Consider the following 15,049-nt stretch of genomic DNA (forward strand, 5'->3'; position numbering starts at 1 on the left):
GCACGGCATGACGGCGACACGCACCATCCTGGTCAGCGGCGACTCGGGGGCACCCATGGTGGCGGCCGCCACCGCCCTGCACGCCGCCCGGCAGGGCCGGCGCACCCTGCTGCTGGCCGCCGACGACCCGCACCGCACCCTGGACACCGTCCTCGGTGCGCGGTTGGAGCCCGAACCGGCCGTGTACGCCCCCGGCCTGACCGTGGCCCGGATCGACGAGCAGGCCGCGTTCCGCCACGCCCTCGGCGAGATCGGCGGCCGGATCAAGCCCGCGCTCGACCTGCTCGGCGCGGAGCCGCTCGACCCCGAGGAGCTCACCGCCCTGCCCGGCACCGCCCGGCTCGCCCTGCTCCGCGCCCTGCCCGCCGCCGAGGCCGACGTCCTGGTGGTGCTCGCCCCGCCGCCCGCCGAGCTGATCGCCGCGCTCGCCCTGCCCGAACAGCTGGAGCGCTACCTGGCCCGGCTCGTGCCCGAGCAGCGTCAGGCCGCCCGGGCGCTGCGCCCGCTGCTGGCCGGCCTGGCCGGGGTGCCGATGCCCGCCGACTGGCTCTACGAGGGCCGGACCAAGGCGGCCGCCGTCCTCGCCGAGGCCCGCGCGGCGATCGCCGCGCCCGGCACCGGTGTCCGCCTGGTCACCGCCGCCGACGCCCACCCGTACGAGGAGCTGCGCCGGATCCGGGCCGGCCTGGCCCTGCACGGTCACCGGCCGGACGCCGTGGTGGTGCACGGCGCGCTGCCGGACGCCGCCGCCGACTCGGCGGACCCGTGGCTGGCCGGGCTGGCCCGCCGCCGGCAGGAGGAGCTGGCCGCGCTGGCGGCCGCGAGCGACGTCCCGGTGCTGGTCACCGGTCTCGCCGAGGTCACCCTGGAGGCGGTCGCCGACCGCCTCTACGGCCCCGGCCCCGGCCCGGCTCCGCTCGACCCCGAGCCGTGGACCGTCGAGGACCGGCTGGCCGAGGACGGGCTGCTCGTCTGGCACCTCCCGCTGCCCGGCGCGGAGCGGGCCGACCTGGACCTGGTGCGGCGCGGCGACGAACTCGTGGTCGGCCTCGGCGCCCACCGGCGGGTGCTCGCGCTGCCCTCGGCGTTGCGCCGCTGCACGGTCGCGGGCGCGGGCCTGCAGGACGGGGCGCTCGCCGTCCGCTTCGCGCCCGATCCGGCGCTCTGGCCGCGCGGCTGAGCCGCCTTCGGCACCGCCGGCGGTGCCTTCCCGCCCCGGGGCGGAGCCCGTCGGGGCGGTGGAGTCCGTCCGGTAGCGTCGGGCCCAGGGGCCGCAGGCGCGGCCGGAGCTGAGGAGACGCCCGCGATGACCACTGCCGACGACCGCACCGAGCAGGCCGCCGAGCACCCGTTCGGCCCGGAGCTGGGCCCGCTGGTGGACGAGGTGCGCCGGTTCGCCGCCGTCGTCGGCCAGAAGGCCCAGGAGACGAGCGCCGAGACCCTGATCTCGCTGGCCGGCCTCGCCGACCGCCTGCGCGAGAAGCAGCCCGAGGTGTACGAGCACCTGTCGGCCGCCGGTACCGGCCTGGCCGCCGCGGGCAGCGAGCTGCTGGCCGCCTACCGGGCCGCCGTGGCCGGCCACGAGTACCGCTGGACGGCCGGCGACGGCGCCCGCAGCGAGCGGATCGACCTCGACACGCCTGACGGACCGTCCGACAAGCAGTGAAGCCCTGACCCCCGTGTAGTGACCGTGTGGACCCTCGCTGTGACGGAGCGGGGCGGAATGTACGACTTTTGAAGCTGATCGGCGAGCTTGGATGCGAATTGTCTTCGGTTAATGTAGGCGACGGTGTGTACGGGGGCAGGGTTGGGCGGTACCGTTCCGTCCAGCGGGAACGAGTGAATAGCTGAGGGACACATGGCTCTGACCATCGGCGTCGACGTCGGCGGGACCAAGATCGCGGCAGGCGTGGTCAACGAGGCGGGCGAGATCCTGGCCCGGACCAGGGTGCCCACCCCGGCCGACCCGCAGTGGGCGGTCGACGCCATCGCGCAGGCCGTGCGCGAGCTCAAGGAGCAGTACCCCGACGTGGTGGCGGCCGGTGTCGGCGCCCCCGGCTTCGTCGACCGCGACCGCTCCACGGTGATCTTCGCCCCCAACATCGACTGGGAGGACGAGCCGCTGCGCGGCCGGATCGAGGAGCTCACCGGCCTGGACACCGTGGTCGAGAACGACGCCAACTGCGCCGCCTGGGCCGAGTTCCGCTTCGGCGCCGCCGCCGAGTACTCGGACATGGTGCTGATCACCGTCGGCACCGGCATCGGCGGCGGGATCGTGCTGGACGGCCGCCTGCACCGCGGCCGCTTCGGCGTGGCCGGCGAGATCGGCCACCTCAACATGGTCCCCGACGGCCTGCCCTGCGGCTGCGGCGGCAAGGGCTGCTGGGAGCAGTACGGCTCCGGCCGGGCGCTGCGCCGCTACGGCCGGGAGCTGGCCGCCGCCGACCCGGTGCGCGGCCTGCGGATGCTGGAGCTCAACGACGGTGTCGCCGAGACCATCCGCGGCATCCACATCACCGAGGCGGCCGAGGCGGGCGACCCGCTCGCCCTGGAGTGCTACGCGGAGCTGGCCGACTGGCTGGGCCGGGGCATGACCGACCTCGCCGCGCTCTTCGACCCGGCCGTCTTCGTGCTGGGCGGCGGGGTCTCCGACTCCGGCCGGCTGCTGCTCGACCCGGTCGTCAAGGCCTTCGAGCACTACCTGACCGGCGGGGTGCACCGCCCGCGCGCCGAGGTGGTGCTCGCCTCGATGGGCTCCGCCGCCGGGATCGCCGGCGCGGCGGACCTGGCCCGTACCGTCTGACCCGCGCCCGCCGTCGTGTTCCGCCCGCCCCGGCGGCCCCCTGCCGTACGGTCGTCACCGGACGAAAGGGGAGGACCGCCATGACCACCGGACCGACCGACCTGCCGCCGCCCGGGCCGCGGCGGCTGCGGCTGCTCAGCTACAACATCCGCTCGCTGCGCGACGACCGGCGTGCCCTCGTTCGGGTGATCCGGGCCTGCGAACCGGACGTGGTCTGCATCCAGGAGTCACCGCGCTACTGGCGCCCGGAGGGCCGGGCGGCCTGGCTCGCGCAACAGACCGGCACCGTGGTGCTGGCCGGCGGCGGCCGGACCGCCGCCGGACCGCTGCTGCTCGGCCGGCTCGGCGTGGAGGTGCTCGCCGTCCACGACCGGTTGCTGCCCAAGACCCGCGGGCTGCACGCGCGCGGCTTCGCGAGCGCGCTGGTCCGGGTGGCCGGCTCGGCGCCGTTCACCGTCACCAGCTGCCATCTGAGCCTGGACGCCGAGGAGCGGTACGGCCAGTTCGAGCTGCTGCTCGACCAGCTGAAGATCACCGAACTCGGCGTCGTGGCAGGGGACTTCAACGAGCACCCGGACGGCGCCGGCTGGCGGCTGCTGGCCGGCCGGCTGCAGGACGGCCACCTCGCGGCGCCCTGGGGCGGCACTTTCACGTCCGTCCCGGAGAACCCCTACCAGCGGATCGACGCCGTCTTCGCCGGCCCCGGCATCCGGGTCCTCGCCTGCGGGGTGCCGCACGGCCTGCCGGGTGTCACCGAGGCCGATCTGCGGGCCGCCACCGACCACCTGCCGGTGCTCGCCGTCCTGGAGCTCCCGGCCGGCTGACCGCCGGGGCCGAAGGACCGGCCGGACCGGACCCCGGACCGATCCGGCCGGACCGGTCGGGCGCGCGACGCCGGACCGGTCCTAGACGACGGCACCGCCGTGCGGGTCCTCCGGCTCGTCCTCGTCGCGCTCCTTCATCCGGACCACCAGGGTGACGAAGCCGCCGAGGAAGGCGGTCACGCCGACCCAGGCCGGCCAGCCGGACACCTCGCGCCAGACCACCGCGTCGAACAGCAGCAGGGCCGGCCCGCCGAGCACGGCGAGCCAGGCGAACTTGGCGGTGACGTCGGCGGCGGGCAGCGGCGGCGGCTCCGGCGGGACGAAGTGGCCCTCGTCCGCCTCCTCGGTCAGCTCGAAGTCGCGCGGGCCCGAGCCGCCCGCCGGCATCACCGGCCGACCGGAGCGGGGCCGGGGCTGCGGCGCCAGGTCGGCGAGGTCGTCCGGGCCGGCGCGGTGGTCCGGGCCCTCCTTGAAGCCGCCCTTGAACTCGCCGCGCGCCCGGAGGTCCTCGACCTCCGGCCAGTTCGGGTTGTTGAGATCGACGGGGTCGTCGAACTGGGCGACCAGCGCGGCGAAGATCGCGTCCTGCTCGGCCTGGCTGCGCTCGGGCGCGCGCCGCACCCGGGGCGGTTCGGGCGCCGGAGCAGCCTCCGCGGCCTCTCCCGCGGCGCCCCCGCCCTTGGCGCCCTCGGCCTTCACCCCGTCGGCCTTGGCGGCGTCGGCCTTCGTGTTCTCCGCGTCCTCGCGGGGCGCCTCGTCCTCGCCGCCCGCCGTGCTGCTCTCGTGCACTTCCGGCCCTTCAGCCTTGGTGATCGTCGGATTCGACCCGGGTGACGCCCGCCGCGTGTGCGGGAGCCAGCCGTCGGATGAAGTCCTGGCCGGCCGCGAATATTTCCGCCGCGTCGTGGTCCAGCGTCGCGACGTGGTAGCTGCGCTGGCACAACCGCTCCGTCACATCGGTCGAGGATATCCGCGCCAGCACCAGTTCCGAGTTGGCCGAGGAGACGACGTGGTCCTGCGGGCTGTGGAAGAGCAGCACCGGCTGGGTCACCTGCGGCAGCCGCTTCTGGACGTCCTTCCAGAGCCGGGCCAGTGACCAGGCGGCGTGCAGCGGCGTCCGGTCGTAGCCGACCTCGACCGAGCCCGGACGGGCGATGTCGTCGGCGATCCCTGGCAGGCTCGGCACCAGGTGGCGCAGGACCGGAAGCAGCACACTCGCGGGGTTGTCGGAACGCACCGACGGGTTGACCAGCACCAGTCCGGAGATCACCGGGCCGTGCAGCGCGGCCAGCCGCAGTGCCAGCGCGCCGCCCATCGACAGGGCGAACACGAAGACCTGCTCGCACTCGGCGGCCAGCGCCAGCAACTCCCGCTCGACCTCCGCGTACCAGTCCTCCCAGCGGGTCACCTGCATGTCCTGCCAGTGGGTGCCGTGGCCGGGCAGCAGCGGCAGCGAGACGGTGAACCCGGCCGCCGCCAGCTCCTCGGCCCACGGGCGCAGCGACTGCGGTGACCCGGTGAACCCGTGGCAGAGCAGGACGCCCACCGGCCCGCCCCGGTGGCGGTACGGTTCGGCACCGGGCAGCAGCGGCATGGCGGGCTCCTTCGCGGGCGGCGGCGCGTTGGGAAAGGGGGGCGGTGGAACGGCAGGCTGCGGAAACCGCATCGTCCCACGCGCCCGCACACGCCGTACACCCCTGCCGGACACCCCGCCGGGGCGGGGCGGGGCGCGGGCGGTGGCCGCGGGGCATTAGGATCGACCGGTCCGCATAACAGGAGGCCCGGGTTGTTCTACCGACTGATGAAGATGATCGTCGCGCCACTGCTACGGATCTTCTTCCGGCCGTGGATCGAGGGTGAGGAGAACATCCCCACCGAGGGCGCCGCGATCATCGCGAGCAACCACCTCTCGTTCTCGGACTCCTTCTTCTTCCCCGCGCTGATCAAGCGCCGGGTGACCTTCATCGCCAAGGCGGAGTACTTCAACACGCCCGGCCTGAAGGGCAAGCTGACGGCCGCCTTCTTCAAGGGCGTCGGCCAGCTGCCGGTGGACCGCTCGGGCGTGCGCGGCGCCGGCGAGGCGGCGATCCGCAGCGCGATCGCCGTGCTGGAGCGCGGTGAGCTGTTCGGCGTCTACCCGGAGGGCACCCGCTCGCCCGACGGCAAGCTGTACCGCGGCAAGGTCGGCGGCCTGGCCCGCGTCGCGCTGGCCACCGGCGCGCCGGTGATCCCGGTCGCGATGATCGACACCGAGAAGGTGCAGCCGCCCGGTCAGGTCGTGCCCAACTTCGGCACCCGTCCGGGCATCCGGATCGGCCGGCCGCTGGACTTCTCCCGCTACCACGGCATGGAGAACGACCGCTTCATCCTCCGTTCGGTGACGGACGAGGTGATGTACGAGATCATGCGGCTCTCCGGCCAGGAGTACGTGGACATCTACGCGACCGCCGCCAAGCGGCAGATCGCCGACGACAAGAAGCGCGCCGACGCCGAGCGCAAGGCCGTCCAGAAGGCCGAACAGGCCGCCGCCAAGGCCGAGAAGGCCGAGGCGGAGAAGGCCCAGAAGGCCGCCGAGCAGGAGCAGAAGGAGAGCGGGTCGGCGTAGGCCCGCCCGCCGGGGGAGGGGCGCGGAGATGGCGGACGGCAGCAGAACGGGGTCGGTCGGCGCAGCGGTCGCGGCCGGCGGCATGTCCGTCGAACTGCCGCTCTGGCGGGCCATCTCGTTCTTCCGGGTGCTGGCGCTCTGCTACGCGGTGCTGCGCTACTTCAACTCCTACCTGGACTTCCTGCACCCCGTCGCCGGCTGGATCTACCTCGGCGCGCTGACGCTCTGGACGCTGGCCAGCACCCGTGCCTTCGCCGGACCGCAGCGCTGCACCTGGTACGTGCTCGGCACCGACCTCACCCTCGTCGTCACCGGCATCGTGATGAGCGGGATGACCGACGACCCGGCCCGGATCGCCCACGGCGCGCCCACCCTGCCCACCATCTGGGCGGCCGGCACCGTCCTGGGCTTCGCCGGCCGGGGCGGCTGGCGCTGGGCGGCGGCGGCCGGGTCGGTGATCGGGGTGGCCAACATCCTCGGCCACGGCGGTCCGACCGGCGACAACATCCACAACATCGTGCTGCTGATGGTGGCCGGCTGCGCGATCGGCTACGTCATCGAACTCGCCCGCGCCAGCGAGGCGACGCTGACCCGGGCGCTCCAGGTCGAGGCCGCGAACCGGGAGCGCGAGCGGCTCTCCCGGGACATCCACGACGGCGTGCTCCAGGTGCTCGCCCTGGTCCAGCGCCGCGGCGGCGAGCAGGGCGCCGGCCGGGGGGCGGACTTCGCCGAGCTCGGCCGGCTGGCCGGGGAGCAGGAGCGCGCGCTGCGGGCGCTGATGAGCGGCGGCCCGCTGCCCGCCCAGCGCGCGCCGCTGGAGCCGCAGGACCTGCGCACCCTGCTCGGCCCCCACACGGACGAGCGGATCACCCTCTCCGCCCCCGGCACCCCGGTCCTGCTGCCCGGCCCGGTGGCGGGCGAGCTGGCCGCGGCCGTCGGCGCCGCGGTGGACAACGTCCGCCGGCACGCCGGTCCGGGGGCGCGCGCCTGGATCCTGCTGGAGGACGAGCCGCAGGCCGTCACGGTCAGCGTCCGCGACGACGGTCCGGGCTTCGCGCCCGGCCGGCTCGGCGAGGCGGAGCAGGCCGGCCGGCTGGGCGTCTCCCAGTCGATCCGCGGCCGGCTGCTGGACCTCGGCGGCACGGCCGAGCTGTACTCGGTGCCCGGGGAGGGCGTCGAGGTCGAACTGCGCGTCCCGAGGAAGGGCTCTGATGACTGACCAGCCGATGACCGACCGGCAGGCGGCCGCCGAGGCGCCGGTGCGGGTGATGGTCGTGGACGACCACCCGATGTGGCGCGACGCCGTCTCGCGCGACCTGGCCGAGGCCGGGCTGGACGTGGTGGCCACCGCCGGGGACGGCGAGGAGGCCGTCCGGCGGGCCCGCGCCTGCGCCCCGCAGGTGGTGGTGCTCGACCTCAACCTGCCCGGCCTGTCCGGCGCCGAGGCCTGCCGCCAGGTGGTCGCCCAGGACCCTTCGGTGCGCGTCCTGGTGCTCTCCGCGAGCGGTGAGCACGCCGACGTGCTGGAGGCGGTGAAGTCCGGGGCGACCGGCTACCTGGTGAAGTCGGCCGGCCGCGAGGAGCTGCTGGACGCGGTGCGCCGCACCGCCGTCGGCGACGCGGTCTTCACCCCGGGCCTGGCCGGGCTGGTGCTCGGGGAGTTCCGCCGGCTGGCCGCCGAGCCGGCCGCCCCGACGGCCCCCGCCGCCCCGCAGTTGACGGCGCGGGAGACCGAGGTGCTGCGGCTGGTCGCCAAGGGCCTGTCCTACCGGCAGATCGCCGACCGGCTGGTGCTCTCCCACCGCACGGTGCAGAACCACGTCCAGAACACCCTCGGCAAGCTCCAGCTGCACAACCGGGTCGAGCTGGTCCGGTACGCGATCGAGCAGGGCCTGGACGACGAGATCTGACGCGGTCCGACCCGATCCGGGCGGGGCGCGCCGTCCGGCACGCCCCGCCCGGGGCCTCAGCCGCGGACGGCGGCGGCCGCCCGCAGAAGTCCGGCGACGATGCCGACGCCGTCCCGGGTGAGCACCGACTCGGGGTGGAACTGCAGGCCGGCGAAGCCGGGGCCGCGTAGCGCGTGGACGTCACCGGTCAGGACGTCCCGGGAGACCTCGACGCCCTCGGCGGCGAGCCGGGCCGCGTCCTCGTCCGAGCAGCGCGCGGTGAAGGTGTTGTAGAAGCCCACCGTGTGCCGGGCGCCGAAGAGGTCGATCGTCTCCTGCGCACCCTGGTGGGGCACGGCCTTGCGGGTCAGCGGCAGGCCGAGGACGTCGGCGAGCAGCTGGTGGCTCAGGCAGACGGCGAGCAGCGGCGCGGTGCGGGCGCCGGAGCGGACGGCGGCCAGCGCGTCGGCGACGATCGGGCGCAGCACGGCCATCTTGGGGTCGTCGGCGGCGGCCGGGTCCCCCGGGCCGGGGCCGAGCACCAGCGGGCCGGGGTGGGCGGCGACCCGCTCGCGCAGGCCGGGCTCGTCGAAGCGGGCCACGGTGACCTGGTGGCCGAGCGAGGTCAGCAGGTGGGCGAGCATCGAGGTGAAGGTGTCCTCGCCGTCCACCACCAGGGTCGGCGCGGCCTGGGTGACCGCGGCCGGCTCCTGCATCCGCAGCCAGAACGGGGCGAGGTCGGCGCGCCGGGCGTCCAGCGCGGCCTGGACCCGGTGGTCGTCGGCGAGTCGCGGGCCGGACGGGTTCGGCACCCGGGCGGGGGCCGGGCGGGCGCCGATCGCGGTGAGCACCCCGGCCGCCTTGGCATGGGTCTCGGCGACCTCGGACTCCGGGTCGGAGTGGCGGACCAGGGTCGCCCCGACCCGGACGACCAGGCCGCCGGTGGCCGGGTCGACGTCGGCGGCACGGATGCAGATCGGGGAGTCCAGTTGCTGACCGCCGCTGGCCGAGCGGCCGATCAGGGCGAGCGCGCCGGCGTAGTAGCCGCGCCCGCCGCGCTCGTAACGGCTGATCACCCGGGTGGCGTTCTGGACCGGGCTGCCGGTGACGGTGGCGGCGAACATGGTCTCCTTCAGCACCTCGCGGACGTCCAGCGAGGTGCGCCCGCGCAGCTCGTACTCGGTGTGCGCGAGGTGGGACATCTCCTTGAGCCGGGGGCCGAGCACCTGGCCGCCGAGGTCGCCGACGGTGCACATCATCTTGAGTTCCTCGTCGACCACCATGGTGAGCTCCTCCAGCTCCTTGGGGTCGCGGAGGAAGGCGAGCAGCGAGTCGATGTCGGAGCCGCCGGCCGGGTAGCGGTAGGTGCCGGAGATCGGGTTCATCACGACCGTGCCGCCGCTCTGCCGGACGTGCACCTCGGGCGAGGCGCCGACCAGGACGCGCTCGCCGGTGTGCACCAGGAAGGTCCAGTAGGCGCCGCGCTCCTGTTCGAGCAGCCGGCGGAACAGCGTCAGCGCGAGTGCGGGGGAGTAGTCCTCCAGGGTGGCGGTGAAGTCGCGCCGGATCACGAAGTTGGCGCCCTCGCCGCGCCCGATCTCGTCCGCGATCACCCGGCGGACGATGCCGGCGTACTCCTGGTCGTCGATGTCGAACGCGCCGCCGGTCAGCGCGACCGGCACCTGCGGGAGTGCGCGGGTCAGTTCGGCCAGCGGGAGGGCGTACTGCTCGGTCACCGACAGCGCCTGCAACGGGGTGGCGTCGTCCACCGCCTCGAAACCGCGCTCGCGGATCTGCCGGTAGGGGACGAGCGCGAGCAGGTCGTGCACCGGGCCGCCGGCCGGGACGCCCGCGCGGACCGGCAGGTCGGCGAGGCGCTCGTAGCTGTCGACGGTGCCGAGCAGCACCTCGACGGTGTCCGGGGCGAGCCGGGGGGCGCGGCGGTGCAGCAGGGCGAAGGCCGGGGCGTCGGGGCCGGTGAGGCGGGCGAGCAGGTCGGCAGCGGTGGTCACGGTGGCGGCTTCCTTCCGGGGAGGGCGGGGTGTGGCTCGGGGTTCCGCTCCCGGGAGGGCCGTCTGCGCAAACGCCGACGGCCGCCCCGAGGGGCGGCCGTCGTGTTCGTCTAGGAACGCGCGTTCTGTGGGCCACCCGAGGGGTCGGCCCACCACCAGGAGAAGGTGTGCGGCGTGTTCATGCGTCGAGAGTAGCGGATCCCGCGGGCGGCGTGAGGCGCCTCACACGATTGTCCACCGGGTGTCTCACCCAGCGAGCGGCGGTCACAAATCGGTTGTCCCACCCCGTAGCCTTGCCGTGTGACCGTGACGAATCCCCACCCCTGGCAGTCCCTGCCCGCGGCGCAGCAGCCTGAATGGCCGGACCACGAGGCTCTGCGCAAGACCCTTGCGGAGCTCGCCTCCTATCCGCCGCTCGTCTTCGCCGGCGAGTGCGACCAGCTGCGCGCCCGGCTCGGTGCCGTGGCGCGTGGTGAGGCGTTCCTCCTGCAGGGCGGTGACTGCGCCGAGGCCTTCGACGGTGTCTCGGCCGAGCACATCCGGAACAAGCTGAAGACCCTGCTGCAGATGGCGGCCGTGCTGACGTACGCCGCCTCCGTCCCCGTGGTGAAGGTCGGCCGGATCGCCGGCCAGTACTCCAAGCCGCGCTCCAAGTCGACCGAGACCCGCGACGGCGTGACGCTGCCGGTCTACCGCGGCGACTCGGTGAACGGCTTCGACTTCACCCCCGAGTCCCGCAACCCGGACCCCGAGCGCCTGAAGCGGATGTACAACGCCTCCGCCGCGACGCTCAACCTGGTCCGCGCCTTCACCACCGGTGGGTACGCGGACCTGCGCCAGGTGCACGCCTGGAACCAGGACTTCGTGCGCAACTCGCCGGCCGGCCAGCGCTACGAGCAGCTTGCCCGCGAGATCGACAACGCGCTGGCGTTCATGAACGCCTGCGGCGTGGCGCCGGAGGAGTTCAAGACCGTCGAGTTCTACTCCTCGCACGAGGCGCTGATCCTCGACTACGAGACCGCGCTGACCCGCGTGGACTCGCGCACCGGCGAGCTGTACGACGTCTCGGGCCACATGGTCTGGATCGGCGAGCGCACCCGCCAGCTGGACCACGCGCACATCGAGTTCGCGTCCAAGATCCGCAACCCGATCGGGGTGAAGCTCGGCCCGACCACCTCGGTCGACGAGGCGCTCACCCTGATCGAGAAGCTGGACCCGGAGCGCGAGCCCGGTCGGCTCACCTTCATCACCCGGATGGGCGCGGGCAAGATCCGCGAGCACCTGCCCACCCTGGTGGAGAAGGTCACCGCCTCCGGTGCCCAGCCGGTCTGGATCTGCGACCCGATGCACGGCAACACCTTCGAGGCCTCCAGCGGCCACAAGACCCGCCGCTTCGACGACGTGCTCGACGAGGTCAAGGGCTTCTTCGAGGTGCACCGCGGGCTCGGCACCCACCCGGGCGGCATCCACGTGGAGCTGACCGGCGACGACGTCACCGAGTGCGTCGGCGGCGGCGACGAGGTGCTGGTCGACGACCTGCACCAGCGCTACGAGACGGCCTGCGACCCGCGGCTCAACCGCAGCCAGTCGCTGGACCTGGCCTTCCTGGTGGCCGAGATGTACCGCGGCGGCAACTGAGCCGTCGCCCCCGGCAGGCCCCGAGGCCGGCCGCGATGTGACGAAAGCCCCTCCGGATTCGGGATTCCCGAGCCCGGAGGGGCTTTTTCATGCCCGGATCGCCGGGTAAGGTGAGGCTTAGTGAGCTAAGGCATGCCTTAGTCAAGATCGATTCGAGCCAGTCGTCCTCGCGCCACCCCGGGAGAGCCCGCGATGTACGTGTGCATGTGCCATGCGGTCACCGAGGCCCAGGTGAAGAAGGAGATCGACGCGGGTGCCAACACCCCGCGCCAGATAGCCCGGGGCTGCAAGGCCGGCACCGACTGCGGCTCCTGCGTCCGCCGCATCCAGGCGCTGCTCGGCGAGCACGGCGCACGGCCCTGCCCGACCGCCCGCCTGGCGGCCAAGCTGGGGCTGGCCGACTCGGAGGCCGAGCCGCAGGACGGGGCCGGGGCTCCGGTCGCCCCACCGGCCCGGGCGCTGCGCGCGGCCTGAGGGCACGGCCGGGGGCTCAGGACTCCGGCTGCTCGATCAGCTGGGCGAGGTAGAGCGCCTCCCCGAGCTTCTCCAGGAGTTCCAGCTGGGTGTCGAGGTAGTCGATGTGGTGCTCCTCGTCGGCCAGGATGGACTCGAAGATGTTCGCCGAGGTGACGTCGTTCTTGGCCCGCATCACCACGATCCCGCGCTTCAGCCGGTCGATCGCCTCGACCTCGACCTGGCGGTCCGCCTCGAACATCTCCTTGACGGTCTGGCCGATCCGGACGTGGAACAGCCGCTGGTAGTTGGGCAGCCCGTCCAGGAAGAGGATCCGGTCGGTGAGCACCTCGGCGTGCTTCATCTCGTCGAAGGACTCGTGCCGGGTGTACTTGGCGAGCTTCGTCCAGCCGAAGTTCTCCTGCATCTTCGCGTGCAGGAAGTACTGGTTGATGGCGGTCAGCTCGGCGGTGAGCTGCTCGTTGAGGAATTCGATGACCTCTGCGTCGCCCTTCATGGCGGTGCCTTCCTGCTTCGCGTCCGGGAATCACGGCCGTACCCTCCGGCTGCACGCATCCTGGCACCGCGCCGGGGCGAAATTCCAGTAAGTTCACACTCACTAGGACATGTGTCGGAATATCCGATTTGGTCGCTCAATGGGCCGTCCGGGCGGGGCGCACGGCACCCGAAAGGGGCGCGCGTCGGGCGTCGTCCGCCGTCTGTCACCATGGAGCCATGGGTCAGTCCGAACAAGAACCACTTCCGCCGTCTGACCCGAGACTCCCCCCGGGGCAGCGGACGCAACGTGGCTGGCCCGCCCTGCACTACGGGCCCGTGCCCCGCTTCAAGCCACTGACCTGGGACTTCCAGGTGTTCGGCGCCACCGCCTCGGCCGAGAAGCACCGCTGGGACTTCGCCGGCTTCACCGCCCTGCCCCGTACGACCGTCCGCGCCGACTTCCACTGCGTGACCAAGTTCTCGATTCTCGGCAACGACTGGACGGGCGTGTCGGCCTCGGCCGTGCTGGAGCAGGTGCCTCCGGCACCCGGCGTCACCCATGTGATGGTCTGGGCCGAGTACGGCTACAGCGCCAATCTGCGGCTGGCCGACTTCGCCGACCCCGCGACGCTCTTCGCCACCCACCGCAACGGCGAGCCGCTCACCGCCGAGCACGGCTTCCCCGTCCGGCTGGTCGTCCCGCACCTCTACGCCTGGAAGGGGCCCAAGTGGGTGCGGGCGGTCGAGTACATGCGGGCCGACCGGCGCGGTTTCTGGGAGGAGCGCGGGTACCACAACCTGGCCGACCCCTGGCGCGAGCAGCGCTACTCCCACCAGGAGGAGCCGGGGGACGGCCCGCTGCGGTAGCCGGACGGCCGGCTAGGGCCGGATGTTCTGGTTCAGGTGGAACAGGTTGCCCGGGTCGTACCGCCGCTTCAGCTCGGCCAGGCGGGTGTAGTTGCCCCGGTAGTTGGCCTCGATCCGGTGCTGGTCGTCGTGGTCCATGAAGCCGACGTAGCCGCCCTCGTCGGAGTGCGGGGCGAGCGCGGCGTAGTAGTCGCGCACGAAGGCGGTGTTCGCCGCGTCGTCGACCGGGTCCGGCCAGGCCGCCAGGATCACGGTGGCGAAGGTCGCCTCCCGGTGCGCGAAGGCCGTCGCGTCGGCGGGCACCCGGTGGCAGGCGCCGTTGATCGGGTAGATGTGCACCGCCGAGTTGACCGTCGGCACCAGCGGGCCGTGCTCGGCGTGCGCGGCGATCGCGCCGTCCGTCAGCTCGCTCGCGAAGACGCCCTTCCAGTACTGCTGGAGGCCGGGCGGCACCAGCGGGTCGAAGGCCGACGCGAACGCCGGGTACGGCACCGGGCCGACCCCCTCGGCGAACACGGGCGCGGCGTCCCGCAGCGGGGCCAGCACCTCCTCGGCCTGCTCCGGCGGCCCCGACCAGCACGGGATCAGCAGGATGAAGGGGTCGCCGACCCGGTCCTCGGGGACGAACGGCAGTGGCGGCGCGAGGTGGAAGCCGGGGAAGAGGCCCAGCTGTTCGGGGGCCTCCCGGATGTACTCGCGGTAGAACCGCAGCACATCGGCCGTGTGCTCCAGCTCGTAGACGAACGGCCCGGCGACCACGTCCTTGACCGGGCTCAGCCGGTACTCGAAGGACGTCACCGCGCCGAAGTTGCCGCCGCCGCCCCGCAGGGCCCAGAAGAGGTCCGGCTCCTCCTCCTCGCTCACCGTCCGGAACCGCCCGTCGGCGGTGACCACGTCGGCCGAGATCAGGTTGTCGCTGCTCAGCCCCAGCCCCCGGGCGAGGTGACCGAAGCCGCCGTTGAGGGTCAGCCCGGCGATGCCGGTGGTGGAGATGATCCCGCCGGTCACCCCCAGTCCGAAGGCGTACCCGGCGTCGTTGAGATCGCCCCAGGTGACGCCGCCCTCGCAGCGGGCCGTCCGGCGCACCGGGTCGATCCGGACGCCGCGCAGACCGGAGAAGTCGATCACCAGGCCGTCGTCGCAGGTGCCGAAGCCGGGCGCGCTGTGGGCGCCGCCGCGCACCGCCAGCTCCAGCGCGTTCTCCCGGGCGAAGTCGACGGCGGCCATCACGTCCCCGGCGTTGGCCACCCGGACGACCGCCGCCGGCCGGCGGTCCACCATGCCGTTGTAGACCCGGCGGGCCTCTTCGTAGCCCTCGTCCGCGGGGGTGATCACCGCGCCCCGTACGCGCTCCCTCAAGCCGTCGACGGCTTGTCCGCCCATGACGACCACATCCTCGGGTACCGGCCGCCGCGCAGCCCCGTCCGGAGGTCCCGGCGCCGCAGCCCTCCTGGCCGTGG

At 73.7% G+C, this 15,049-nt stretch carries 15 protein-coding genes; 10 read left to right on the plus strand and 5 right to left on the minus strand.

Going from position 1 to position 15,049, the window contains the following annotated elements:
- The first annotated feature begins 7 nt into the window (after positions 1–7).
- From ACFVYI_RS01535 to ACFVYI_RS01550, 4 genes are all read left to right on the plus strand, one after another.
- Complete coding sequence (locus ACFVYI_RS01535) at positions 8–1,180, plus strand: ArsA family ATPase (RefSeq protein ID WP_387880239.1); 1,173 nt, start codon at positions 8–10, stop codon at positions 1,178–1,180.
- 126 nt (positions 1,181–1,306) lie between these two features.
- Positions 1,307–1,666: a DUF5304 family protein gene (locus ACFVYI_RS01540; RefSeq protein ID WP_387880242.1), complete on the plus strand. Its 360-nt coding sequence runs from the start codon at positions 1,307–1,309 to the stop codon at positions 1,664–1,666.
- 192 nt (positions 1,667–1,858) lie between these two features.
- The gene (locus tag ACFVYI_RS01545; RefSeq protein ID WP_387880244.1) at positions 1,859–2,803 is read left to right on the plus strand and encodes an ROK family glucokinase; all 945 of its coding nucleotides are present in this window, start codon (positions 1,859–1,861) and stop codon (positions 2,801–2,803) included.
- Between the two features lie 80 nt (positions 2,804–2,883).
- Entirely contained in the window at positions 2,884–3,627 is a 744-nt protein-coding gene (locus ACFVYI_RS01550; RefSeq protein ID WP_387880247.1) for an endonuclease/exonuclease/phosphatase family protein, read from the plus strand.
- 81 nt (positions 3,628–3,708) lie between these two features.
- Here ACFVYI_RS01550 and ACFVYI_RS01555 read toward each other — a convergent pair whose 3' ends face one another.
- Positions 3,709–4,416, minus strand: coding sequence for a hypothetical protein (locus ACFVYI_RS01555; protein ID WP_387880250.1), 708 nt, complete (start codon positions 4,414–4,416; stop codon positions 3,709–3,711).
- A gap of 10 nt (positions 4,417–4,426) precedes the next feature.
- Positions 4,427–5,221 (minus strand): alpha/beta hydrolase, encoded by a 795-nt coding sequence (locus tag ACFVYI_RS01560; RefSeq protein ID WP_387880253.1) that lies wholly within the window; start codon positions 5,219–5,221, stop codon positions 4,427–4,429.
- Positions 5,222–5,413: 192 nt separating this feature from the next.
- Here ACFVYI_RS01560 and ACFVYI_RS01565 point away from each other — a divergent pair, with 192 nt between their 5' ends.
- From ACFVYI_RS01565 to ACFVYI_RS01575, 3 genes are read left to right on the plus strand one after another with little or no spacing between them, the layout of a single operon-like run.
- Entirely contained in the window at positions 5,414–6,232 is an 819-nt protein-coding gene (locus ACFVYI_RS01565) for a lysophospholipid acyltransferase family protein (RefSeq protein ID WP_387880256.1), read from the plus strand.
- A gap of 28 nt (positions 6,233–6,260) precedes the next feature.
- Entirely contained in the window at positions 6,261–7,451 is a 1,191-nt protein-coding gene (macS, locus tag ACFVYI_RS01570; protein ID WP_387880259.1) for a MacS family sensor histidine kinase, read from the plus strand.
- Entirely contained in the window at positions 7,444–8,142 is a 699-nt protein-coding gene (locus ACFVYI_RS01575) for a response regulator (protein WP_387880262.1), read from the plus strand. The genes macS and ACFVYI_RS01575 overlap by 8 nt, the downstream gene beginning before the upstream one ends.
- A gap of 56 nt (positions 8,143–8,198) precedes the next feature.
- Here ACFVYI_RS01575 and ACFVYI_RS01580 read toward each other — a convergent pair whose 3' ends face one another.
- Positions 8,199–10,133 carry an anthranilate synthase family protein gene (locus ACFVYI_RS01580; RefSeq protein ID WP_387880265.1) on the minus strand — a complete coding sequence of 645 codons (1,935 nt, stop codon included), beginning with the start codon at positions 10,131–10,133 and terminating at the stop codon, positions 8,199–8,201.
- Between the two features lie 300 nt (positions 10,134–10,433).
- Here ACFVYI_RS01580 and ACFVYI_RS01585 point away from each other — a divergent pair, with 300 nt between their 5' ends.
- Positions 10,434–11,771, plus strand: a complete 1,338-nt coding sequence (locus ACFVYI_RS01585) for a class II 3-deoxy-7-phosphoheptulonate synthase (protein ID WP_387880266.1) — start codon at positions 10,434–10,436, stop codon at positions 11,769–11,771.
- 192 nt (positions 11,772–11,963) lie between these two features.
- Entirely contained in the window at positions 11,964–12,245 is a 282-nt protein-coding gene (locus tag ACFVYI_RS01590) for a bacterioferritin-associated ferredoxin (RefSeq protein WP_387880269.1), read from the plus strand.
- Between the two features lie 16 nt (positions 12,246–12,261).
- On the opposite strand, the gene bfr is transcribed toward ACFVYI_RS01590, so the two are convergent.
- Positions 12,262–12,741: a bacterioferritin gene (gene bfr / locus ACFVYI_RS01595; RefSeq protein ID WP_327676385.1), complete on the minus strand. Its 480-nt coding sequence runs from the start codon at positions 12,739–12,741 to the stop codon at positions 12,262–12,264.
- A 218-nt stretch (positions 12,742–12,959) separates the two neighbouring features.
- Between bfr and ACFVYI_RS01600 the strand changes: the two genes are divergently transcribed.
- Positions 12,960–13,589, plus strand: coding sequence for a sulfite oxidase-like oxidoreductase (locus tag ACFVYI_RS01600; RefSeq protein ID WP_387880272.1), 630 nt, complete (start codon positions 12,960–12,962; stop codon positions 13,587–13,589).
- Between the two features lie 12 nt (positions 13,590–13,601).
- Here ACFVYI_RS01600 and ACFVYI_RS01605 read toward each other — a convergent pair whose 3' ends face one another.
- On the minus strand, positions 13,602–14,972 hold the full coding sequence (locus tag ACFVYI_RS01605; protein ID WP_387880274.1) for an FAD-binding oxidoreductase: 1,371 nt from the start codon (positions 14,970–14,972) through the stop codon (positions 13,602–13,604).
- Positions 14,973–15,049 lie beyond the last annotated feature (77 nt).

This window comes from Kitasatospora sp. NPDC058218 (genome assembly GCF_042882445.1).
GTDB lineage: Bacteria > Actinomycetota > Actinomycetes > Streptomycetales > Streptomycetaceae > Kitasatospora.